General features: G+C 69.9%; 21 protein-coding genes. 19 read left to right on the forward strand and 2 right to left on the reverse strand.

Going from position 1 to position 21,329, the window contains the following annotated elements; genetic code table 11:
* Window positions 1-73: 73 nt before the first annotated feature.
* Window positions 74-3,292 carry a ribonuclease E gene (gene rne / locus MKP05_RS00960; RefSeq protein WP_240566648.1) on the reverse strand — a complete coding sequence of 1,073 codons (3,219 nt, stop codon included), beginning with the start codon at window positions 3,290-3,292 and terminating at the stop codon, window positions 74-76.
* Window positions 3,293-3,881: 589 nt separating this feature from the next.
* On the opposite strand from rne, the gene MKP05_RS00965 reads away from it, so the two are divergent.
* Genes MKP05_RS00965 through sppA form a run of 3 tightly spaced genes read left to right on the forward strand, consistent with a single transcriptional unit; the run spans window position 3,882 to window position 6,602 of the window.
* Entirely contained in the window at window positions 3,882-4,829 is a 948-nt protein-coding gene (locus MKP05_RS00965; RefSeq protein ID WP_240566649.1) for an RluA family pseudouridine synthase, read from the forward strand.
* Between the two features lie 12 nt (window positions 4,830-4,841).
* Window positions 4,842-5,492: an HAD-IA family hydrolase gene (locus MKP05_RS00970; RefSeq protein ID WP_240566650.1), complete on the forward strand. Its 651-nt coding sequence runs from the start codon at window positions 4,842-4,844 to the stop codon at window positions 5,490-5,492.
* 30 nt (window positions 5,493-5,522) lie between these two features.
* The gene (gene sppA / locus MKP05_RS00975; protein ID WP_240566651.1) at window positions 5,523-6,602 is read left to right on the forward strand and encodes a signal peptide peptidase SppA; all 1,080 of its coding nucleotides are present in this window, start codon (window positions 5,523-5,525) and stop codon (window positions 6,600-6,602) included.
* A gap of 146 nt (window positions 6,603-6,748) precedes the next feature.
* On the opposite strand, the gene MKP05_RS00980 is transcribed toward sppA, so the two are convergent.
* Window positions 6,749-7,330: a Maf family protein gene (locus tag MKP05_RS00980; protein ID WP_240566652.1), complete on the reverse strand. Its 582-nt coding sequence runs from the start codon at window positions 7,328-7,330 to the stop codon at window positions 6,749-6,751.
* A 101-nt stretch (window positions 7,331-7,431) separates the two neighbouring features.
* Here MKP05_RS00980 and MKP05_RS00985 point away from each other — a divergent pair, with 101 nt between their 5' ends.
* From MKP05_RS00985 to MKP05_RS01060, 16 genes are all read left to right on the forward strand, one after another.
* Window positions 7,432-7,959 (forward strand): YceD family protein, encoded by a 528-nt coding sequence (locus tag MKP05_RS00985; RefSeq protein ID WP_240566653.1) that lies wholly within the window; start codon window positions 7,432-7,434, stop codon window positions 7,957-7,959.
* 33 nt (window positions 7,960-7,992) lie between these two features.
* Window positions 7,993-8,163, forward strand: a complete 171-nt coding sequence (rpmF, locus tag MKP05_RS00990; protein ID WP_102629173.1) for a 50S ribosomal protein L32 — start codon at window positions 7,993-7,995, stop codon at window positions 8,161-8,163.
* A gap of 38 nt (window positions 8,164-8,201) precedes the next feature.
* The gene (gene plsX, locus MKP05_RS00995; protein WP_240566654.1) at window positions 8,202-9,326 is read left to right on the forward strand and encodes a phosphate acyltransferase PlsX; all 1,125 of its coding nucleotides are present in this window, start codon (window positions 8,202-8,204) and stop codon (window positions 9,324-9,326) included.
* Window positions 9,327-9,331: 5 nt separating this feature from the next.
* Entirely contained in the window at window positions 9,332-10,303 is a 972-nt protein-coding gene (gene fabD, locus MKP05_RS01000) for an ACP S-malonyltransferase (protein ID WP_110281797.1), read from the forward strand.
* Between the two features lie 34 nt (window positions 10,304-10,337).
* The gene (gene fabG, locus MKP05_RS01005) at window positions 10,338-11,081 is read left to right on the forward strand and encodes a 3-oxoacyl-ACP reductase FabG (RefSeq protein WP_110281796.1); all 744 of its coding nucleotides are present in this window, start codon (window positions 10,338-10,340) and stop codon (window positions 11,079-11,081) included.
* Window positions 11,082-11,207: 126 nt separating this feature from the next.
* Complete coding sequence (gene acpP / locus MKP05_RS01010) at window positions 11,208-11,441, forward strand: acyl carrier protein (RefSeq protein ID WP_008956801.1); 234 nt, start codon at window positions 11,208-11,210, stop codon at window positions 11,439-11,441.
* A gap of 212 nt (window positions 11,442-11,653) precedes the next feature.
* Window positions 11,654-12,892, forward strand: a complete 1,239-nt coding sequence (gene fabF, locus MKP05_RS01015; protein ID WP_240566655.1) for a beta-ketoacyl-ACP synthase II — start codon at window positions 11,654-11,656, stop codon at window positions 12,890-12,892.
* Window positions 12,892-13,707, forward strand: coding sequence for an aminodeoxychorismate lyase (pabC, locus tag MKP05_RS01020; protein WP_240566656.1), 816 nt, complete (start codon window positions 12,892-12,894; stop codon window positions 13,705-13,707). Before fabF ends, pabC begins: the two co-directional genes overlap by 1 nt.
* 43 nt (window positions 13,708-13,750) lie before the next feature.
* Window positions 13,751-14,755 (forward strand): endolytic transglycosylase MltG, encoded by a 1,005-nt coding sequence (gene mltG, locus MKP05_RS01025; RefSeq protein ID WP_240566657.1) that lies wholly within the window; start codon window positions 13,751-13,753, stop codon window positions 14,753-14,755.
* 29 nt (window positions 14,756-14,784) lie between these two features.
* Window positions 14,785-15,438 (forward strand): dTMP kinase, encoded by a 654-nt coding sequence (gene tmk / locus MKP05_RS01030; RefSeq protein ID WP_240566658.1) that lies wholly within the window; start codon window positions 14,785-14,787, stop codon window positions 15,436-15,438.
* Window positions 15,435-16,424 (forward strand): DNA polymerase III subunit delta', encoded by a 990-nt coding sequence (locus MKP05_RS01035; RefSeq protein WP_240566659.1) that lies wholly within the window; start codon window positions 15,435-15,437, stop codon window positions 16,422-16,424. Before tmk ends, MKP05_RS01035 begins: the two co-directional genes overlap by 4 nt.
* Before the next feature lie 36 nt (window positions 16,425-16,460).
* A complete protein-coding gene (locus MKP05_RS01040) occupies window positions 16,461-16,796 on the forward strand; it encodes a PilZ domain-containing protein (protein ID WP_102629181.1) in 336 nt (111 codons plus the stop codon).
* Between the two features lie 40 nt (window positions 16,797-16,836).
* Window positions 16,837-17,694 (forward strand): TatD family hydrolase, encoded by an 858-nt coding sequence (locus MKP05_RS01045; RefSeq protein WP_240566660.1) that lies wholly within the window; start codon window positions 16,837-16,839, stop codon window positions 17,692-17,694.
* A gap of 33 nt (window positions 17,695-17,727) precedes the next feature.
* On the forward strand, window positions 17,728-18,306 hold the full coding sequence (locus MKP05_RS01050) for a DUF1285 domain-containing protein (RefSeq protein WP_240566661.1): 579 nt from the start codon (window positions 17,728-17,730) through the stop codon (window positions 18,304-18,306).
* A complete protein-coding gene (locus MKP05_RS01055; protein WP_240566662.1) occupies window positions 18,297-20,510 on the forward strand; it encodes an ATP-dependent helicase in 2,214 nt (737 codons plus the stop codon). The genes MKP05_RS01050 and MKP05_RS01055 overlap by 10 nt, the downstream gene beginning before the upstream one ends.
* Window positions 20,507-21,322, forward strand: coding sequence for a sulfurtransferase (locus MKP05_RS01060; protein ID WP_240566663.1), 816 nt, complete (start codon window positions 20,507-20,509; stop codon window positions 21,320-21,322). Before MKP05_RS01055 ends, MKP05_RS01060 begins: the two co-directional genes overlap by 4 nt.
* Window positions 21,323-21,329 lie beyond the last annotated feature (7 nt).

Raw genomic sequence — 21,329 nt, forward strand, 5'->3', positions numbered from 1 at the left:
CTCGTCCCGCAGGACGCCAGAACGACGACGCCCGCGCATCTGCGCGGGCGTCGTCGTTGGGGGCGGGCACGGTTCAGCCCTGCTTGCTTTCCCTGGCCTTGGCCTCCTGCTCACGACGGCGGATCTCCCGCGGGTCGTTGTGAGCGCGACGGCGACGGCGGCTGGAGGGCAGCGATGCCTCCGCTTCGGCGGCCTTCTCGGTCGGCTTGGCTTCGGGCTTGGGTGCCTCGGCCTGCTCGGTTGGCCTGGCTCTGGGCTTGGGTGCCTCGGCCGGCTTGGCTTCGGGCTTCGGGGCCTCGGCCTGCTCGGTTGGCTTGGCCTCGGGCTTGGGCGCCTCGGCCCGCTCGGTCGGCTTGGCCTGCGGCTGCTTGGGCGCCTCGGCCTGCTCGGTCGACTTGGCCTGCGGCTGCTTGGGCGCCTCGGCCCGCTCGGTCGGCTTGGCCTGCGGCTGCTTGGGTGCCTCGGCCCGCTCGGTCGGCTTGGCCTCTGGCTGCTTGGCCTGCGGCTGCTTGGGTGCCTCGGCCTGCTCGGTCGGCTTGGCCTCGGGCTTCGGGGCCTCGGCCTTCGCGGTCGGCTTGGCCTCGGGTTTGGGTGCCTCGGCCCGCTCGGTCGGCCTGGCCTCGGGCTTCGGGGCCTCGGCCTTCTCGGTCGGCTTGGCCTCGGGCTTGGGTGCCTCGGCCCGCTCGGTCGGCTTGGCCTCTGGCTGCTTGGCCTGCGGCTGCTTGGGTGCTTCGGCCTGCTCGGTCGGCTTGGCCTCGGGCTTCGGGGCCTCGGCCTTCGCGGTCGGCCTGGCCTCGGGCTTCGGGGCCTCGGCCTGCTCGGTCGGCCTGGCCTCGGGCTTCGGGGCCTCGGCCTTCTCGGTCGGCTTGGCCTGCGGCTTCGGCGTCTCGGCCTTGGCAGCTTCCGCCTTTACCTCGCCTCGAGGGGGCTGGGCGCCATCCGCGTCGGTCGCTGCCGGCGCTTCGGTGGCCTCGGCCTGCAGGCGCTTCTGCTCGGCTTCGGCCTTGGGGTTGATGGCGTGCTGGCGACTCCGGTTGCGCGGATTGTTGCGGGTGCGCTTGGGCTTGCCGTCGTCCATGGGCTCCGCCGGCTTCTCGGCGCTCTTTTCGACGGGCTTCTCGGCCGGTTTTTCGGCGGGCTTGTCGCCACCCTTCTGGCGCCGGGGAGCCTCCTCGCGAGGCTTGGCGGCCTCCTGCTGCGGCCCCCGACCCTGGCGGTCGCTGTCCTGGCGGCCGCGTCCACGGCCGCCGCGTCCGCCACGGCCCTCGGTGGTCTCGGCCTTGCCCTCGACACGCTCACTCTCCTGGCGGGGGGAGCGGCGCTCGTCGCTGCGGCGTTCGTCGCTGCGCGGGCGGCGCTGTCGACCGCCGCGGCCTCCGCGATCGCTGCGCTCCTCGTCGCGCGGGACGGGCTTGCGGGTACCATGGCCGGCTCGCTTCTCGTCGCTGTCGCGTGCCGGCGATTTCGCGGCCTCGCCGCCAGGTGCTTCCTCGCTGCCGAGCAGCTTGGCCAGCCCCTTGACCAGGCGACCCAGCACACCGGCTTGGGGCTCGGGGGCGGGAGGAGCCGCCTTGGCGGTAGGAGCCGCCTTGGCGGTAGGAGCCGCCTTGGCGGTAGGAGCCGCCTTGGCGGTAGGAGCCGGGGCGGTGGCCGGTACCTCTTCCTGCTGCAGGGAGGCGGGTGCCGGCTCGTGGTGGATCACGGTCTTGACCGCGGCCTCGGCACGCTGCACCGGCTTGCCGAAGGCGGCGTCCGGCTCCTTGCCCACCTCGGTGTCGGTGGAGAGCTCGAAGCTGGACAGGGTGGCGGTACCCTCCTCGTCGACATGGTCGTCACGCAGGCGCTGGACGTCATAGTGTGGCGTGTCCATCTCGGGGCTGGGCAGCAGCACCACGCGGACGCCCTGGCGACGCTCGATGTCGGCCAGCACGTTACGCTTCTCGTTGAGCAGGTAGGTGGCCACCGGCACCGGCAGGATGGCGCGGATCTGGGCGCTGCGCTCCTTCATCGCCTCTTCCTCGATCAGGCGCATGATCGAGAGGGCCAGGGAGCGCACGTCGCGGATGGTGCCCTGGCCGACGCAGCGCGGGCAGACCACGCCGCTGGTCTCGCCCAGCGAGGGGCGCAGGCGCTGGCGGGACATCTCCATCAGCCCGAAGCGGGAGATGCGGCCGATCTGCACCCGGGCGCGGTCGAGCTTGAGCGCGTCGCGCATGCGGTTCTCGACCTCGCGCTGGTTGCGCGCCGGACTCATGTCGATGAAGTCGATCACCACCAGGCCGCCGATGTCGCGCAGGCGCAGCTGGCGCGCGATCTCGTCGGCCGCCTCCAGGTTGGTCTGCAGGGCGGTCTCCTCGATGTCGCTGCCGCGAGTGGCCCGGGCCGAGTTGATGTCGATGGAGACCAGCGCCTCGGTGTGGTCGATGACGATGGAGCCGCCGGAGGGGAGCTTGACCTCGCGCTCGTAGGCAGTCTCGATCTGCGACTCGATCTGGAAGCGCGAGAACAGCGGCACCTCGTCGACGTAGAGCTTGATCTTCTGCTGGTAGGAGGGCATCACCTGGCGGATGAAGGCCAGGGCATCCTGATGGATCTGCTCGCTGTCGATCAGCACCTCGCCGATGTCCTGGCGCAGGTAGTCGCGCATGGCGCGGATGATGACGTTGGACTCGCGGTAGATCAGGAAGGGGGCAGGGCGCTTGCCGGCCTCGGCGGTGATCGATTCCCAAACCTGGACCAGGTAGTCCAGGTCCCATTGCAGCTCCTCGGGGGAGCGGCCGATGCCGGCAGTGCGCACGATCAGGCCCATCTTGTCGGGCACCGTGAGCTGGCCCATGGCGTCCTTGAGCTGGCTGCGCTCTTCGCCCTCGATGCGCCGGGAGATGCCGCCGGCCTTGGGATTGTTGGGCATCAGTACCAGGAAGCGGCCGGCCAGGCTGATGAAGGTGGTGAGTGCCGCCCCCTTGTTGCCGCGCTCCTCCTTGTCGACCTGGACGATGACTTCCTGGCCCTCCTTGAGGACCTCCTTGATGCTGGGGCGGCCGGCAGGCTCCTTGACGAAGTACTCGCGGGAGATCTCCTTCAGCGGCAGGAAGCCATGGCGGTCGGCACCGAAGTCGACGAAGGCGGCTTCGAGGGAGGGTTCGACGCGGGTGATCTTGCCGCGATAGATGTTGGCTTTCTTCTGTTCCCGGGCACCGGACTCGATGTCCAGGTCGTAGAGGCGCTGACCATCGACCAGTGCGACGCGCAGCTCTTCGGGCTGGGTCGCATTGATGAGCATCCGTTTCATAGTGTCTCGCTAGTCTTGGCGCGCCGGATGGCGGTCGTCGACGTAGGCGAACCTCTGGGTGCTGCGTGCTTGTGCTCAGCGCATGTCGCGGATGCGCAGTAGCGCCCGGCCGTGTCGGAACGAGGCGTGTTCAACGCTTCCAGCACGGCATGACCATGTTGAGTACGGGGCGGAGGCAGGACATGTCTCGGTGGGGAATCACCCATCCGGCCCTGCGGTCACCGCCAACACCTGGCATTCATCGATTCGCCAACGCCGGCCTCCGGCACGATGTTGAACGTTTCCCGTGGCCTGCGTCCGCCCCATGACAGCGGGGCAAACGGGGATTCGGGCGTGGCGTGAGTATCGCTTTCTCGTTTCTTGCTTTCGCTGCTCGGCGGCGGGACGTCATGGTAGCGGGCGTCGTCGCGGCCTGATCTTTTCGCTCCGGCCTGCGTGTCTGTCGTGCAGGCGCACAATCGGGCCGATTGGACCCATTGAGGCGAGCCAGCAATATAACAGTAAAGGGGAGGGAGCGGCAATTGGCGCAGGACGACGCCCGGTGCGATAGAATGCGGCTTTTCCGGCAGGTTGGCAGTGGAGACTCGGCATGGCCGAAGGGCGCGACGTGCAGTGGGTGGAAGTGACCGAGGGCCAGGCGGGCCAGCGGGTCGACAATTTCCTGATGACGCGCATCAAGGGCGTGCCGCGCGCGCTCATCTATCGCATCGTCCGCAAGGGCGAGGTGCGGGTGAACAAGAAACGCGTCAAGGCCGACACCCGCCTGGCGCCGGGCGACATGGTGCGCATTCCGCCGCTCAAGCTGACCCCGCGCGAGGCAGTGCGCGAGGTCAGCGACAACCTGCGCAACCTGCTCGCCGGCAGCGTCCTGGTGGAGGGGCGCGACTGGCTGGTGATCAACAAGCCGGCGGGGCTCGCCGTGCACGGCGGCAGCGGGGTGAAGATCGGCCTGATCGAGGCACTGCGCCAGGTGCGCGAGGACCTCGACTTCCTCGAGCTGGTCCACCGCCTGGATCGCGACACCTCGGGCTGCCTGTTGCTGGCCAAGTCGCGCCCGGCGCTGCTCGCCCTCAACGAGTCGCTCAAGCAGCACCGGATGGACAAGCAGTACCTCGCGCTGGTGGCCGGCCGCTGGCCGGCACGGCGTGACTTCGTCGCGGCCCGCCTGGAGCGTTTCGAACTGGGCAACGGCGAGCGCCGGGTGCGTGTCGATTCCGCCGGCAAGGTGGCCCGCACCCGCTTCGCGGTGCGCGAGGCCTTCGAGAAGGCCACTCTGGTCGAGGCCGAGCCGGTCACCGGGCGGACCCACCAGATCCGTGTGCATGCCGCCCACGCCGGCCACCCGCTGCTGGGCGACGACAAGTACGGCTCGCGCGAGGGCGAGCGGCACGCCGCCGGCCTCGGCCTGTCACGGCTGTTCCTGCATGCCGCCACCCTGACCTTCCCCGAGCCCACCAGTGGGCGTCCGGTGCAGATCAGGGCCCCCTTGCCCGACGAGCTCGAGGCGGTGCTCGCCCGGGCCCGCCGAGCGTCCTGACCGGGAGGCCTCATGCGTTATCGACTGGCGATCTTCGACTGGGATGGCACCCTGATGGATTCCGCCGCCCGCATCGTCTCCTGCATGCAGGCGGCGGCCCGGGATGCCGGCTGGGGCGAGCTGAGTCCCGAGAGCGTTCGCAACATCATTGGCCTGGGGCTGCCCGAGGCGATCGTCACCCTCTGCCCCGGCATCGATGCCGGGCGCGCCGAGCTGCTGCGGAGCCGCTACGCCTTCCATTTCGTCGAGGGCGACACCACGCCCATGCGCTTCTTTCCCGGCGTGGAGGCGGGGCTGGCCCGGCTGTACGGCACCACCGGTCAGCGCCTGGCGGTGGCCACCGGCAAGAGCCGCCGGGGGCTCGACCGGGTGTTCCGCGAGAGCGGTAGCGGGCGCTGGTTCCATGCCAGTCGTACCGCCGACGAGACGCGCTCCAAGCCCCATCCGCGGATGCTCGAGGAACTCCTCGCCGAGCTCGGCGTCGATGTCGGCGAGGCGGTGATGATCGGCGATACCGAGTACGATCTGGAGATGGCCCGGACCCTGGGCATGGACCGGGTGGCGGTGACCTATGGCGTCCATGCCCCGGCGCGGTTGGCCGCCAGTCGCCCGGTGTTTACCGCCGAGGCGGCCCCCGAGCTCTTCGACTGGCTTCTCGGCTAGCGTTTCCAGCACTTCAAGGATAGGGTGATCATGAGCGACGACAAGCGAAACGACCGCTGGACCCATGGGCCCGAGCTGAATCCAGACGAGGCCCGAGAGGTGCGACAGCAGCGCGAGGCGCCGCCTGCGCCGCCGGCCGAGGATGCCGAGACGCTGCGCGAGCGCCAGCGCCTGGCCCAGTTGGAGATGATGGACCGCTGGATCGGCGGGGTGCTGGTGGAGCAGCGCCGCTCCCGGCGCTGGAAGCTGTTCTTCCGCTGCTTTTTCGCGCTGCTGATCCTGGCATCGCTGGCCGCCACCCTCTACGGGATCTTCGGGGCCCCGAGCCCCGGGGCGCCGGCGGGGCCGCACCTCGGCGTGGTCAAGGTGAAGGGGGCGATCGACAGCGAGTCACCGGCCAGTGCCGAGCGCATCATCGAGGGGCTGAACCGCGCCTGGGATGCCAAAGGTGCCGCCGTCGTGGTGCTGCACATCGACAGTCCCGGCGGTAGTCCGGTGCAGTCCCAGCGCATCTTCGATGAGGTGATGCGTCTGCGCGACGAGGGCGATAAGCCGATCGTCGCGGTGATCGAGGATATCGGGGCCAGCGGCGCCTATTACATCGCCGCGGCGGCGGACGAGGTGATCGCCGCGCCCGCCAGCCTGGTCGGCTCGATCGGCGTGATCTCCGCCAGTTTCGGCTTCGAGGAGGCCATCGAGCGGCTGGGCATCGAGCGCCGGGTCTATGCCGCCGGGGAGAACAAGGCCTTCCTCGACCCCTTCTCGTCGGTGGCGCCGGAGCAGCGTGCCTTCTGGCAGTCGGTGCTGGAGACCACCCATCGCCAGTTCATCGACGACGTGCGCCAGGGGCGCGGCGACCGCCTGGCCGATGACGAGCGGCTCTTCAGCGGCCTGATATGGAGTGGCGAGCAGGCCCTCGAACTGGGGTTGGTCGATACCATCGGCAGCCTCGACGGCCTGGCCCGGGAGCGACTGCCCGAGCCGCGGGTCCGCGACTACACGCCGCGCCTGGACCCCTTCGAGCGTATCTCGCGGCGGTTCGGCCGGGTCGCCATGGAATGGCTGGGCGAGCCCACTGGCCAGTCGCCGCTGCGCTATCAGCTGCCCTGAAGCACCGAGCGCCTGGAGCCTGGAGTCGCGGCTTTCCCGGCGACAGGCCTGCGCGGAGGCGCTGTGAACCCTGGGCGCTATCTTTTCCATCCCTGGAAAAGGACCTCCGCTTCGGCCTGTCCCCGGCACCGCTCACTTGGTTGGCACTACCTCAGCGGATCCAGCCCCGCCTCGCGCAGCAGGGCGCAGAGGCGGATCAGCGGCAGGCCGATCAGGGTGTTGGGGTCGTCCCCCTCGAGCTTCTCGAAGAGGGCGATGCCCAGCCCCTCCATGCGGAAGCTGCCGGCGCTGTCCAGGGGGCGTTCCCGCTCCACATAGCGGGCGATCTCGCCCTCGCTCAGTGCGCGGAACACCACCTCGTAGCGCTCGTGGCAGACCCGGTGCTGGCCACGGCCGGTATCGACCAGCGCCAGGCCGGTGACAAAGCGTACCCGCTTGCCCGAGAAGCGCGTCAGGTTGGCCCGAGCCGTGGCCTCGTCGCCCGGCTTGCCGAGGATCTCGCCCTCGAAGACCGCCACCTGGTCGGAGCCGATGATCAGGTGGTCCGGCCAGTCGTCGGCCAGGCGGCTGGCCTTGGCCAGGGCCAGCCGGTGCACTAGTGCCTCGGGCGACTCGCCCGGCTGTGGGGTCTCGTCGATGTCGGGGCTGGCCCAGGCGTAGGGGATTTCCAGGCGGTCGAGCAGCTGGCGACGCCAGCGGGAACCTGAGGCGAGAACGAGGCGGGGCATGGCCGTACTCCCGGGCAGTGGAGGAATGATGGTGACCCATTGTAATGCCTGGTGACGGTAGCTTTGACAGGGGCTGGGCGAGTGCCTATCATTGCGCGCCTATGTTGACCACACGACTTCCCAGCAGGGTCGAGCCCTACAAGCTCGCCGCCCGCGCCGAGCACCTCGAGGGGCTGATGGCCCTCGATGGCTTCGCACGCCTCACCGACGAGGTCGGGGCCCAGGCCGGCGACTGCCGCGTCTGGCTCGACTTCGGCATCGACGCCCAGGGGCGGCGGGTGATCCGTGGTCGCCTCGAGGCCGAGCTGCGGTTGCCGTGCCGACGCTGCCTCTCGCCCCTGGCGCAGCGCGTCGAGAGCGAGTTCCTGCTGGGCATGGTCACAAGCGACGCCCTGGCGGCCGAGCTGCCGAGCACCCACGAGCCGGTGCTGGTGGAAAACGAACAGCTGAGCCTGCTGACGGTGGTCGAGGATGAACTGATCCTCAGCCTGCCTCAGGTGGTTTACCACGACGAGGCCGACTGTGAGGTCTCTCGCGACCAGCTGACCAGCGGGGCGGATGCCGAGGCGGCACGCGAGCCCGCTGCGAGTCCGTTCGAGGTGCTCAAGCGCCTCAAGGGCAAACACTGATTCATCATCGATTGCACTCTGGAGTGACATCCCATGGCAGTTCAACAGAACCGCAAGACCCGTTCCAAGCGCGGCATGCGTCGCAGCCACGACGCCCTCAGTGCCCCGGCCCTGGCCCAGGACAAGGAAACCGGCACCACCCACCTGCGCCACCACGTGGCGCCGGACGGTTTCTACCGGGGGCGCAAGGTCGTCGACGCCTGAGGCGACGACGACTCCCTCGGTGACAGCTGGCCGCTGACGTGCTGATTGCCATCGACGCGATGGGCGGTGACCTCGGTCCCCGTGCCACCGTGCAGGGGGCGGCCAGTGCTGCCATCCAGGACCCCCGCCTCGAGATCCGGCTATTCGGCCCCCGCCGGCAGTTGCAAGACGAGATCTCTCGCCTGCCGCGGCAGCTCGCCGCGGCGGGTTCGCGTCTGGACGTCGCAGATGCCGACTCGGTCATCGGCCAGGCCCAGCGGCCATCCGATGCCCTGCGCCATGGTCGCGATACCAGCATGGCGAGGATGCTCGACTGCGTCGCCAGCGGCGAGGCCTCGGCCGGAGTCAGCGCCGGCAATACCGGGGCGCTGATGGCCCTGGCCCGGCGCGCCCTGGGCACGGTGGCGGGAATCCCGCGGCCGGCCATCAGTACCGCCATCCCCACCCGTGACGAGGGGCGTTGCTACCTGCTCGACCTGGGGGCCAATGTCGAGGCCTCCGCCGAGCGGTTGGTGGATTTCGCCCTGATGGGTGAGGTGATGTCGCGCCACGTGGATGGCGTGGTTGCCCCCCGGGTGGCACTGCTCAACGTCGGGGTCGAGGGCACCAAGGGCACCGCCAGCGTGCGCGAGGCCGACGCCCGGCTGCGGCGGATGCCGGCCATCGCCTACTGCGGTTTCGTGGAGGGCGACGGCGTCTTCAGCGGTGGCGCCGATGTGGTAGTGTGCGACGGCTTCGTCGGCAATGCGGTGCTCAAGGCCAGCGAGGGGCTGGCGCGGATGCTGGTCGAGCGGGTGCAGGTCGCCTTCGACGCCCACTGGAGCAGTCGCCTGGTGGGTGCCCTGGCGCGACCGACGCTCCGGCGCCTGAAGAACGAGCTGAACCCGGTACGCTACAACGGCGCCAGCCTGCTCGGCCTGGCCGGCATCGTGGTCAAGAGCCACGGCAGTGTCGATGCCGCCGGCTTCCACTATGCGGTGGCCAGGGCGGTGCAGGAGGTGAATCGCGACCTGCCCACTCGACTCGCGGCCGAGCTCGGCCAGCGACGGTCTGCTTTCGCGTCGATCGGCGGTGCCGGTCGAGCCGACAGTCGATCCATGACCTTCGCACCGGACGAGCCGGGCTCGGCCGGTGGCGATGAAAGCCAACAAGAGCAAAGGTGAAAGACATGACTCAACCCCTTGCCCTCGTGTTCCCCGGGCAGGGTTCCCAGCAGATCGGCATGCTGCAGGAGCTGGCGGAACGCTACAGCGTGGTGCGGACCACCTTCGAAGAAGCCGCTGACGCCCTGGGTTACGACCTCTGGCAGGTGGTTCAGGAGGGGCCGGAGGAGGCTCTCAATGCCACCGCCTGCACCCAGCCGGCGTTGCTCAGCGCCAGCGTGGCGATCTGGCGGGTCTGGCAGGAGCTGGAGGGGCCGCGCCCCGGCGCCATGGCCGGCCACAGCCTGGGCGAGTACAGCGCCATGGTCTGTGCCGGTGCCTTGCCCTTCGCCCAGGGGGTGCGCCTGGTCAAGCTGCGCGGCGAGGCGATGCAGCAGGCGGTGCCGGTGGGAGAGGGTGCCATGGCGGCGATCCTCGGCCTCGACGATGCCGTGGTGGAGCAGGCCTGTGCCGACGCCGCCCAGGGTGATGTGGTCTCGGCGGTCAACTACAATGCCCCGGGGCAGGTGGTGATCGCCGGTGCGAAGGCGGCCGTGGAGCGGGCCATCGCGGCGTGCCAGGAGGCCGGGGCCAAGCGCGCCATGCCGCTGCCGGTCTCGGTCCCGTCCCACTGTGCCCTGATGCGTCCGGCCGCCGAGCGCCTGGCCGCGGCCATGGACGAGATCGAGCTGCGCGCGCCGCGCTACACGGTGATCCAGAATGTCGATGCCCAGGCTCATGCCGATGTGGACACCCTGCGCACACGACTGCTCGAGCAGCTCTATCGGCCGGTGCGCTGGACCGCCTGCGTCGAGGCCATGGCCGAGCGCGGCGCCCAGGTGTTCATCGAGTGCGGGCCGGGCAAGGTGCTGACCGGCCTCGGCAAGCGGATTGCACGGGGCAGCAAGGGGCTGGCGGTCAACGATCCCGACAGCCTGGACGCTGCCCTGGAGCTGGCTCGGGGCGTGGCCGGCCAGTCGCCGTCAGCCGATGGCTGACGCCACCTCAATTCAGGACGAAGGCGGAATTACCATGACAAGCGAGCGTAGAGTTGCCCTGGTCACCGGCGCGAGCCGCGGTATCGGCCGGGCCATCGCCCACGAGCTGGGCCGCCAGGGCCGCATCGTGATCGGCACCGCGACCAGCGATGCCGGTGCCGAGCGCATCGATGCCGACCTCAAGGCCCAGGGCATCGAGGGAGCCGGTCGCAAGCTGGACGTCACCGACCAGGCCAGCGTCGATGCGCTGGTCAAGGCGATCGGTGAGGAGTTCGGGGTGCCGACCATCCTGGTCAACAATGCCGGCATCACCCGTGACAATCTGCTGATGCGCATGAAGGAAGACGAGTGGGACTCGGTGATCGACACCAACCTCAAGTCGGTCTATCGCGTCAGCAAGGCATGCCTGCGTGGCATGACCCGGGCCCGCTTCGGGCGCATCGTCTGCATCAGCTCGGTGGTGGCCACCATGGGCAACCTCGGGCAGACCAACTATGCTGCGGCCAAGGCCGGCATGGAGGGCTTCACCCGGGCGCTGGCCCGCGAAGTGGCGTCACGCGCCATTACCGTCAATTCGGTGGCACCGGGCTTCATCGCCACCGACATGACCGAGGCGCTGCCCGAGGCGCAGCACGAGATGCTTCTGAAACAGATTCCGCTTTCCCGGCTGGGTCAGCCGGAGGAGATCGCCGCGGCGGTGGGCTTCCTCACCGGCGAGACGGCGGGCTATATCACCGGCGAGACCCTGCATGTGAATGGCGGCATGAACATGCGTTGACGACCGCGGGGTTCGGCGGTTGCGCCGGCCCGAGGGCGTCTATAAACTACCCCGCAGCTTTTGGCTTGCGGTTTTGAAGCGGCTGGTTATCAGAACGGCTAACGTGAACGACTGGAGTACGTCATAATGAGCACCATTGAAGAGCGCGTGAAGAAGGTTGTGGCCGAGCGCCTGAACGTCAAGGAAGAAGATATTCAGAACTCCTCTTCCTTCACCGAGGATCTGGGGGCCGATTCCCTGGATACCGTCGAGCTGGTCATGGCGCTCGAAGAGGAGTTCGACACCGAAATTCCCGACGAGGAAGCCGAGAAGATTACCACCGTCCAGGAAGCCATCGACTACGTCAACGCCCACCAGTAAGACGGTGGCGGTCGACACCGCTTGCTGACGCGCCGGAGGCACGGCCTCCCACGAAAGCCGCCCTGGTCAGGGCGGCTTTCGCGTATCCGTATTTCGCGCCTCTTTGAAGTCTTGTCATGGCGGCACAGGGCAGGGAGACTCGGGTATAATGCGCGCAATGTCGGCCCCTGGTTATCGGGGTCGTGTCACCAAGTTTGTCTGGAGGAAAGCTGATGGCCCGTAGAAGGGTTGTAGTGACCGGGCTCGGTCTGGTCACGCCGGTGGGGAATTCCGTGGCGGAGAGCTGGACCAGCATCCTGGCCGGCAAGAGCGGCATCGCCCCCATCGAGCACTTCGATGTCAACGGCTTCAATACGCGCTTCGGCGGTTCGGTGAAGGGCTTCGACATCAGCCCCTACCTCAATCCCAAGGACGCCCGCAAGATGGACCTGTTCATCCAGTACGGCGTGGCGGCCGGAGCCCAGGCGATCGCGGATTCCGGGATCGAGTGCACCGAGGAGAATGCCGGTCGCATCGGGGTGGCGATCGGCTCCGGCATCGGTGGGCTGCCGATGATCGAGCACAACCATAATGCCCTGCTCAAGAGCGGGGCGCGGCGCATCTCGCCGTTCTTCGTGCCGGGTTCGATCATCAACATGATCTCGGGCAACCTGGCGATCCAGCACGGCTTCCGTGGCCCCAATATCGCCATCACCACCGCCTGTACCACCGGTACCCACAACATCGGCTACAGCGCGCGGACCATCGCCTATGGCGATGCCGACGTGATGGTCTGCGGTGGCGCCGAGATGGCCACCACGCCGCTGGGCCTCGGTGGCTTCTCAGCGGCCCGGGCGCTCTCCACGCGCAACGATGACCCGGCCGCGGCCAGCCGCCCCTGGGATCGCGATCGTGACGGCTTCGTGCTCTCCGACGGGGCCGGTGTCATGGTGCTGGAAGCCTACGAGCACGCCAAGGCCCGTGGTGCGACCATCTATGCCGAGTTGGTCGGTTTCGGCATGAGCGACGACGCCTATCACATGACGCTGCCGCCCGAGGACGGCAGCGGTGCGGCCATGGCCATGAGCCACGCCATTCACGATGCCGGTCTCGATCCGGCGGTGGTCGACTACATCAACGCCCATGGTACCTCGACGCCGGCCGGCGACCTGGCCGAGAGTCGTGCCGTGGAGCGGGTGATGGGCGAGGCCGCCAGGTCCGTGGCGGTCAGCTCCACCAAATCGATGATCGGCCACCTGCTCGGTGCCGCCGGGGCGGTGGAGGCGGTGTTCAGCGTGCTGGCGATCCGCGACCAGGTGGCGCCGCCGACGATCAACCTGGACAACCCCCAGGAGGGCTGTAACCTCGACTATGTGCCGCACGCCGCTCGCGAGATGAAGATCGAGGTGGCGCTGTCCAACTCCTTCGGCTTCGGCGGCACCAACGGGACCCTGGTCTTTTCGAAGGTGTGATGGACGCTTCCGGGACCCCGAGCGGCTGGCCGCTGGATGACCGTGGTCCGGCCTATGGCGACGGGCTGTTCGAGACCGTGCTGCTGCGCGACGGCGAGCCTCGGCTCTGGGCCGAGCACCTGGCCCGGCTCGCGCGCGGTTGTCGGGTCCTCGGTATTCCCCTGCCGGCCCGGGGCGAGCTGGAGCGCCCGCTGGCCGATGCCGGACAGGGACTGGCGGTGCTCAAGTTGATCCTGACCCGGGGCAGTGGCGGCCGGGGGTATCTGCCGCCGGCGGAGCCCGAGCCGCGGTTACGCTGGCAGGTCCTCCCCTTCGCCCCGGCCGCCGGGCGCTGGGAGACGGGCGTGCGGGTGCGTCACTGTCGCCTGAGGCTCGGCATCCAGCCGGCCCTCGCCGGCCTCAAGCATCTCAATCGCCTGGAGAACGTCCTGGCCCGGGCCGAGTGGTCGGATGCCGATACCGCGGAGGGGCTGCTCTGCGACAGCGAAGGGCAGCTGGTGGAAGCCACCTGCATGAACCTCTTCTGGCAACGCGAGGGGCGGCTGGAAACCCCGCGACTCGATCGCTGTGGCGTGGCGGGGACCCTGCGCGAGGCGTTGCTGGCCCGGCTGCCGGTCCAGGAGGTCGGGATGGGCCCCGAGGTGCTGGACGGTGTCGAGGCGCTGTGGCTCGGCAATTCGGTGCAGGGGCTGTGGCCGGTGACCCGGCTCGATGACGCCCGTGGCAGGGCGCTGCGGCACTGGGCCATCACGCCCGATCACCGGGCGCTGCAGGCCGAGGCCCACGCCCTGCTGGGGTATTCCCTCCCCGCATGAGCGCAAGCCTGTGCAGCGGGAGCCTGACAGAACGAGGAAGTGCATGCTGCGTGTAGTGAAGATCCTGCTGATACTGGCCGTCCTGGCCGGGGTGGCCCTGCTTGCCGGCCACCGCTACTGGGAGTCGCGCCTGGCCGCGCCGATCGCCGTGGACGAGCCGACCCTCTACGAAGTGCCGCGCGGTGCCGGCTACAACCGGGTGGTGGCCGACCTGGCCGGCCGCGGTGTCATCACCGACGACTGGGCCTTCCGGCTGCTCACCCGGCTCGAGCCCGAGTCGGTGCCGAGTCTGCGTGCCGGCGAGTACATGCTCGAGCCGGGGATGAGTGGCCGCGAGATGATCGACCTGCTCGGCAGCGACCGGGTGGTCACCTACCCGTTGACCATTCCCGAGGGCTGGACCTTCCGCCAGATGCGCGAGCGGCTCGCCGAGGCCGAGAAGCTCGAGCACCGCACCGCCGAGCTCTCCGACGCCGAGCTGATGGCCGAGCTGGGCCGCGAGGGCGACTACCCCGAGGGCTGGTTCTTCCCCGACACCTATCGCTACCATAAGGGCATGAGCGACCTGGAGATCCTGCGCCAGGCGCTGACCCGCATGGAGGAGACCCTCGAGGCGATCTGGGCCGAGCGCGACGAGGACCTGCCGCTGGACTCGCCCTACGAGGCGCTGATCATGGCCTCGCTGATCGAGCGCGAGACCGGCGCCGGCGAGGAGCGCCGCGAGATCGCCGGGGTGTTCAAGCGCCGCCTGGAGCGGGGCATGCGCCTGCAGACCGACCCCACGGTGATCTACGGCATGGGCGAGCGCTATGAGGGCAACATCACTCGCGCCGACCTGGTCGAGGCCACCGCCTACAACACCTACGTCATCGACGGCCTGCCGCCGACGCCCATCGCCCTGCCGGGGCGCGCCGCCCTGGAGGCCGCGGTACGGCCCGCCGAGGGTGACACCCTCTATTTCGTCTCCCGCGGCGACGGCACCCATCACTTCTCGCGGACCCTGCGCGAGCACAACAATGCGGTGAACCGCTACATCCGCAATCGTTGATCCATCCACCCGCCCAACCGGGAGTCGTTATGTCGAGGCGCGGACGCTTTATCACCCTGGAAGGGGGAGAAGGGGTCGGGAAGTCCACCAACCTGGCCCTGGTGGCCGACTGGCTCGAGGCGCGCGGCCTCGAGGTGGTCCGCACCCGCGAACCCGGCGGCACCTCACGTGCCGAGGCGATCCGGGCGCTGCTGCTCGACCCCGACGGCGAGGAGCCACTCGACCATGACGCCGAGCTGCTACTGGTGTTCGCCGCCCGCGCCCAGCACCTGGCACGCCAGATCCGGCCGGCGCTGGCGCGCGGGGCCTGGGTGGTCTGCGACCGCTTCACCGACGCCACCTTCGCCTACCAGGGCGGTGGCCGCGGCATCGAAGTGTCCCGCATCGCCGAGCTGGAGGCCTTCGTCCAGCGCGGCCTCGAGCCCGACCTGACCCTGCTGCTGGACATGCCCATGGAGGCCGCCCAGCAGCGCCTGGAGGGCCGGCTCGACCGGGACGGTGGCGAGCGTGACCGCTTCGAGCGCGAGCGCGCGAGCTTCTTCGAGGCGGTACGCCAGGCCTACCTGGCACGGGCGGCCGCGGCCCCCGGGCGCATGGTGGTGATCGATGCCTCGGCCGACCTGCCGACGGTGCAGGCGCGCCTGCTGAGTGAGCTCGAGACCCGGGTGGCGTCATGGGGATGAGCGAGACGCTGCGGCCGTTGCCCTGGCTGGCGCCGCGCTTCCGCGCGCTGACCGACCAGGCCCGGGCCGGCCGGCTGCCCCACGCCCTGCTGCTCTCCGGCCCCCGGGGCGTCGGCAAGCAGTCGCTGGCCGAGGCGCTGATCGGTTGGGTGCTGTGCGCCGATCCCGGCGAGACCGCCTGCGGTCGCTGCCACGGCTGTCGCATGCTGGCCGCCGGCTATCACCCGGACCTGCTGCGGGTCGGCCCGGAGGAGGGCAAGCGGCAGATCCGCATCGGCCCGATCCGCGAGGTCAACGACTTCGTCGGCCAGACCGCCCAGCAGGGAGGCTACCGCGTGATCGTGATCTCGCCGGCGGAGGCGATGAACGTGGCCGCCGCCAACGCCCTGCTCAAGAGCCTGGAGGAACCGGGCGACCGTACCCTCTTCCTGCTGCTCTCCGATATTCCCTCGCGGATGCTGCCGACCATCCGCTCGCGCTGCCAGCACTGGCCCCTGGCGCCGCCGCCCGAAGCCGACTGCACGGCCTGGCTGGCCGAGCGCCTGGGCAGCGAGGAGGAGGCCCGCTTCTGGTGGCGGGTGGCCGGTGGCCTGCCGCTGGAAGCCCTGGCCCAGGCCGAACCGGACGCCCGTACCCTGCGCCAGCAGCTCGTCGAAACCTTCGAGGCGCTGGTGCGCGGCGCTGAGCCGGTGGCCGAGGCGCTACGGCTGGAGCGACAGTCGACCGAGGCGATCCTGTGGTACGGTATCGCCTGGCTGGAGGACCTGATCCGCCTGGGGCTCTCCGGAGAGGGGCGCGAGCTGCGCAACCCCGACCTGCTGCCGCTCTATCGCCAGGCGGTCAAGAATGGCCGAGTGCAGGACTGGTTTCGCCTGCTCGACTACGCTCGCGAGCAGCGCCGCCTGCTCGCCGCAGGGGGCAACCCCAATCCCCAGCTGGTGCTGGAAGCCTGGCTGGTGCGCTGGTCTGCGCTGCTGCGTTCCTGAACACTCCATGACGGATCACTCCACGAGGTGTCGCCGATGGCCGCTCAGAAAGCCCTCTCCCTGACCATCCAGGATGTGCCGACCCTGCTCTCCGCCTACATGCCGTCGCTGGAGCGAGGGGGTATCTTCGTGCCCACCCGCGAACGCTACGAACTGGGCCAGGAGGTCTTCCTGCTGCTGATGCTGCCCGGCGAGAGCGAGCGTGTCCCGGTCACCGGCCAGGTGGTCTGGGTCTCCCCGGAGGGGGTCGCCGGCCGCCGCGTGCCCGGGATCGGCATCCACTTCAGCGCCGAGGACCAGGCGGTCCGCGCCCGCATGGAGAGCCTGCTGGCCGGGCAACTGGACAAGGGCACGCCCACCTATACGCTCTGACGGGCTTCGGGCTTAATTCATTCATCTGGTATGTCATTCAATGTTTGTCGATTCCCACTGCCATCTCGATCGCCTCGACCCCCGCACCCATGACGGCGACCTGGCGGCGATCCTCGCCGCCGCCCGTGCGCGTGACGTGCGCCAGTTCCTGGCCATTGCCGTGACCCTGGAGGACGTGGCCCCCCTCGCCGCCCTGGCCCGCGAGCATGACGACGTGGTGATCTCCGCCGGGGTCCATCCCCTGCATCGGGTGCCCGAGGAGCCGACCGTGGAGGCGATCAAGGAGGTGGCCGAGCGCTGCGAGGCGGTGGCCATCGGCGAGACCGGGCTCGACTACCACTATCTCGACGGCTCACGTATCGAGGGCGCGGAGGCGGTGCCCTCGCGCGACGTGCAGCTCGAGCGCTTTCGGCGCCAGCTGATCGCCGCCAGCGAGCTGGAACTACCGGTGATCGTCCACACCCGCGAGGCACGCGAGGACACCCTGGCGTTGATCCGCGAGCACACCGACCCCGGGGTGGGCGGCGTGCTGCACTGCTTCACCGAGGACCTGGACATGGCCCGGGAGGCGGTGCGCCACGGCTTCTACATCTCGCTCTCCGGCATCGTCACCTTCCGCAACGCCGCTTCGATCCGCGAGCTGGCCCGGCGCATTCCCCTGGACCGCCTGCTGATCGAGACCGACAGCCCCTACCTGGCGCCGGTGCCGCACCGCGGCAAGCCCAACGAGCCGGCCTGGGTGGTGGAGGTTGCCGAATGTATCGCCGCCGAGCGCGGTATCAGCGTCGATGAGGTGGCCATGCAGACCACCGCCAACTTCTACCAGCTGTTCCGCGCCGCGGCACCCCGGGCCTCCGCGTCGGTGCGCGACGACCTGGCTCGGGCAGGGCTGATCTAAGCTATGGAGGGAAACCGTCGGGAGAGCGCCGCCATGACCCTCGATCCGCTGCTGGCCCATATCGACCCGGAAGGCGAGATCCCGCCGGTGGCGTCCTGGCACCCCGAGCACCAGGGCGAGATGGACCTGCTGATCGCCGCCGACGGCCGCTGGGTACACGAGGGCGTGGCCATCGCCCGGCCGCGGCTGGTGCGGCTGCTCTCGACGATCCTCCGGCGCGAGACCGACGGCGCCTATTACCTGGTGACCCCGGCGGAGAAACAGCGCATCCGGGTCGAGGATCGCCCCTTCCTGGTCGTCGATGCCGAGCCCGACGAGGGCGGTGGCTGGTGGCTCACCACCAATGTCGGCGATCGCCTGCTGCTGAGCGCGCAGCATCGGTTGAGCCTGAGCGAGACGCCCCGTGGCGAGGTGGTCCCCGAGGTGCCGGTGCGCTTCGGGCTCGCCGCCCGGCTGGGCCGCAATCTCTACTATCGCCTGGTAGAGCTGGCCGAGACCCGTGACCTGCCTGGCGGCGGCCAGGAGCTGGGGCTGGTGAGCGGCGGCGTCTGGCAGCCCCTCGGTCGGCTGGAGGAGAACGGGCCTCTCGACGGCGGTTCGGCATGCAGCTGACCGCCGAACAGCGGGCCGTGGTCGAGCATGACCGTGGCCACGCCCGGGTCGCCGCGGTGGCCGGTTCCGGCAAGACCACCACCATGGTGGCCCGCGTGCTCCACCTGCTCGATCGGGGGGTACCGCCGTCGCGGATCCTGGTGCTGATGTTCAACCGCTCGGCCCGCGAGGATTTCCAGGCCCGCCTGGTGGCCATGGCACCGCCCGGGCAGCCGCTGCCGGATGTGCGCACCTTTCACTCCCTCGGCCACCGGCTCACCCTCAGCCTGACCCGCTGGGGCGCGCTGGCACCGCGGGAACTGCTCACCGCCGACTGGCAGCTGGAGCGGTTGCTGCGCCAGGCTACCCTGGAGGCGCTGGCCGACGAGCCCGAGGCCCGGGAGGCGGCGCTGGACGGCGAACGCCTCGAGGCCCTGGCGCACTTCTGCTCGCTGGTGAAGGCCGAGATGGTCGGTCCCGCCGAGCTCTTCGACCGGCTCGACTTCGGCGAGCAGACCGACCACTTCCCGGCGGCCTTCGTCCACGCCGAGCGGCTTCTCGCCGACCAGGGACTGATGAGCTATGCGGACCTGCTCTACCGCCCCCTCGAGGTGCTGGAGGCCGACGCCGGCCTGTGCCGTCGGGTCCAGGGCTTCCTCGACCACGTGATCATCGACGAGTATCAGGACATCAACGTGGCCCAGCAGCGCCTGCTGGCGCTGCTCGCCGGCCGCGACGCCGCGGTGATGGCGGTGGGCGATGCCAACCAGTGCATCTACGAGTGGCGCGGCGCTCACCCCGACACCATGCTCGAGCGTTTCACCGCCACCTTCGGCGAGGCCCGTGACTACCCGCTCTCCACCACCTTCCGCCATGGCCATGCCCTGGCGCTGGCCGCCAACCATGCCATCGCGGCCAACCGCCGGCGCCCCGACCAGCTCTGCCTGGCGGCACCGGGCAACCCGCCGACCCGTCTGGCGGTCGGGCAGGGCGGACGGGCGTTGCTCGAGGAGCTCGAGGCCTGGCAGCAGGAGGGACGACGGCTCGACGAAGCCTGCCTGATGGTGCGCAGCTGGGCGCTGTCGGTGCCGCTGCAACTGGCGCTGCTCAAGGCCGGCCTGCCGTTCCGGCTCGCCCGGGAGGACCGCTTCGTCTTCCGCCTGCCGCTGGTGCAGGCGCTGGCCGGCTACCTGATGCTGGCCCGGGCGCCGGGCCTCCTGCAGGACCCGGGCCACCTGCAGCTGCTGCTGGCCCAGCCGACCCCCTTCGTGGCCCGAGAGCGCCTGTCTGCCCTGGCCGTGCGCCTGGCCGAGACCCAGCGCTGGCCGGAACGCCACGACCCCCTGCTCGAGGGACTCAAGCCGCACCAGCGGCGCACCCTCAAGCGGCGCTGGGCACTGCTCTGCGAACTGCCGAGACTGGGCAACTGGCCACCGGCCCGGCTGCTCGAGCACGTGGTCGAGAGCGTCGAGGCCGAGAAGGTACTCAAGCGAGCCGCCGCACGGCGCGACAAGGGCGAGGAGGACGTGCGGCTGCTCGACGTGCTGATCGAGCAGGCCGCAGAGCTGGGCAGCGACACCGAGGCGTTCGTCGAACTGCTGCGCCGGCCGGTGGCGAACCGCGACGATGGGGTGCTGATCACCACCGTGCACGGCGCCAAGGGGCTGGAGTGGCCGCTGGTGCTGCTCGGCGGCACCAACGAGGAGGACTTCCCCCACTACAGCCGTGACAACCCGCTCTCGCCCCGGCGCCTCGAGGAGGAGCGGCGGCTCTTCTACGTGGCCATCACCCGGGCCAGGGAGCGGTTGCTGGTCGTCCACGACGGCGGCGATCACCGTCCCAGCCGTTTCATCGCCGAGACCGCCTGGCAGGACTGCCGGCGGGTCACCGAGCGGCTTGCCGCAGGGGAGGACGTCGAGTATCCGATACCGCTGACGGTGTCGTCTCCCGAGCTGGTCGGGCGTTATCTGGCGGCACTCGGCCGGTCCCTGCCGTTGACCGCGGCCACGCCCGAGGCGGCCGGCATCGCCGAGCCACCGCCCGGTGGCGTCGAGTTCAGCGTCGGCCGACGGCTGCGGCACGCGGTCTTCGGCGAGGGCGAGATCGCCGTGGTGGAGGGCGATCCGGACAACCCGGTGATCGAGGTGCGTTTCCGGCAGGCCGGTCGGCGACGGCTGATCGCGCGCCGGGCGCCCATCGAACTGCTCGAAGGAGTCCAGGCATGACACGCGCCTTGATCACGGCCACCGAGCTGGCCGAGGCCCTCAACGGGGCCCACACGCCGAGGATTCTCGACTGCCGCGCCCGGCTGGGCGACGCCACCGCCGGCGAGCGACTCTGGCGCGAGGGGCACCTGCCCGGCAGCCTGCACCTCGATCTCGACCGCGACCTGGCCGCACCGGCCGGAGAGGGTGGCCGACACCCGCTGCCCACACCCGAGGCATTCACGGCGACGCTGCAGCGCCTCGGCATCGCTCCCGGACAGTCGGTGGTGGTCTACGATGACATGGGCGGCCAGCTGGCCGCGGCAAGGGCCTGGTGGATGCTTGCCTGCTGGGCCGGTCATCCCGATGTGTGCGTGCTCGACGGCGGGCTGCGCGCCTGGCAGGACCAGGGCGGTGAGCTGCCCCTGGGGCGCGAGGCGACTCCCGCGCCGAGCGGCTGGACCCCGCGCTTCCAGGAGGCGGTGCGGGTCGATGCCGACCAGGTCTTCTCCGGTCGTGCGCTGAAGGTCGATGCACGCAGCCACGAGCGTTTCCGAGGCGAGGTCGAACCCATCGACCCGGTCGCCGGCCATATTCCCGGGGCGGTCTGTCACCCCAGCGCCGACAATCTCACCCCCGAGGGTCGCTTCAAGTCGCCCGAGGCACTGGATGCGGAACTGCCCGACGCCGAGGCGGTGATCGCCTACTGTGGCTCCGGGGTCACCGCCTGTCACAACATCCTCGCCTATGCGGTCGCCGGGCGCCCGCTGCCGAAGCTCTATGCCGGCTCCTGGAGCGAGTGGATCCGCGACCCGAGACGGCCCATCGCCTAGCACGCCT

Origin of the sequence: Halomonas flagellata (genome assembly GCF_022487945.1) — a bacterium.
Lineage (GTDB): Bacteria > Pseudomonadota > Gammaproteobacteria > Pseudomonadales > Halomonadaceae > Halomonas > Halomonas flagellata.

Excerpts from the sequence above, each read along its gene's own strand:
- MKP05_RS01045 (WP_240566660.1), top strand. The coding sequence starts at position 16,837 with ATGTTTGTCGATTCCCACTGCCATCTCGATCGCCTCGACCCCCGCACC.
- sppA (WP_240566651.1), top strand. The coding sequence starts at position 5,523 with ATGAGCGACGACAAGCGAAACGACCGCTGGACCCATGGGCCCGAGCTG.
- tmk (WP_240566658.1), top strand. The coding sequence starts at position 14,785 with ATGTCGAGGCGCGGACGCTTTATCACCCTGGAAGGGGGAGAAGGGGTC.
- fabF (WP_240566655.1), top strand. The coding sequence starts at position 11,654 with ATGGCCCGTAGAAGGGTTGTAGTGACCGGGCTCGGTCTGGTCACGCCG.
- MKP05_RS00985 (WP_240566653.1), top strand. The coding sequence starts at position 7,432 with ATGTTGACCACACGACTTCCCAGCAGGGTCGAGCCCTACAAGCTCGCC.
- fabG (WP_110281796.1), top strand. The coding sequence starts at position 10,338 with ATGACAAGCGAGCGTAGAGTTGCCCTGGTCACCGGCGCGAGCCGCGGT.
- rpmF (WP_102629173.1), top strand. The coding sequence starts at position 7,993 with ATGGCAGTTCAACAGAACCGCAAGACCCGTTCCAAGCGCGGCATGCGT.
- MKP05_RS01050 (WP_240566661.1), top strand. The coding sequence starts at position 17,728 with ATGACCCTCGATCCGCTGCTGGCCCATATCGACCCGGAAGGCGAGATC.
- fabD (WP_110281797.1), top strand. The coding sequence starts at position 9,332 with ATGACTCAACCCCTTGCCCTCGTGTTCCCCGGGCAGGGTTCCCAGCAG.
- MKP05_RS01060 (WP_240566663.1), top strand. The coding sequence starts at position 20,507 with ATGACACGCGCCTTGATCACGGCCACCGAGCTGGCCGAGGCCCTCAAC.
- acpP (WP_008956801.1), top strand. The coding sequence starts at position 11,208 with ATGAGCACCATTGAAGAGCGCGTGAAGAAGGTTGTGGCCGAGCGCCTG.
- mltG (WP_240566657.1), top strand. The coding sequence starts at position 13,751 with ATGCTGCGTGTAGTGAAGATCCTGCTGATACTGGCCGTCCTGGCCGGG.
- MKP05_RS01035 (WP_240566659.1), top strand. The coding sequence starts at position 15,435 with ATGAGCGAGACGCTGCGGCCGTTGCCCTGGCTGGCGCCGCGCTTCCGC.
- rne (WP_240566648.1), bottom strand. The coding sequence starts at position 3,292 with ATGAAACGGATGCTCATCAATGCGACCCAGCCCGAAGAGCTGCGCGTC.
- MKP05_RS00980 (WP_240566652.1), bottom strand. The coding sequence starts at position 7,330 with ATGCCCCGCCTCGTTCTCGCCTCAGGTTCCCGCTGGCGTCGCCAGCTG.
- MKP05_RS00965 (WP_240566649.1), top strand. The coding sequence starts at position 3,882 with ATGGCCGAAGGGCGCGACGTGCAGTGGGTGGAAGTGACCGAGGGCCAG.
- MKP05_RS00970 (WP_240566650.1), top strand. The coding sequence starts at position 4,842 with ATGCGTTATCGACTGGCGATCTTCGACTGGGATGGCACCCTGATGGAT.
- MKP05_RS01055 (WP_240566662.1), top strand. The coding sequence starts at position 18,297 with ATGCAGCTGACCGCCGAACAGCGGGCCGTGGTCGAGCATGACCGTGGC.
- pabC (WP_240566656.1), top strand. The coding sequence starts at position 12,892 with ATGGACGCTTCCGGGACCCCGAGCGGCTGGCCGCTGGATGACCGTGGT.
- MKP05_RS01040 (WP_102629181.1), top strand. The coding sequence starts at position 16,461 with ATGGCCGCTCAGAAAGCCCTCTCCCTGACCATCCAGGATGTGCCGACC.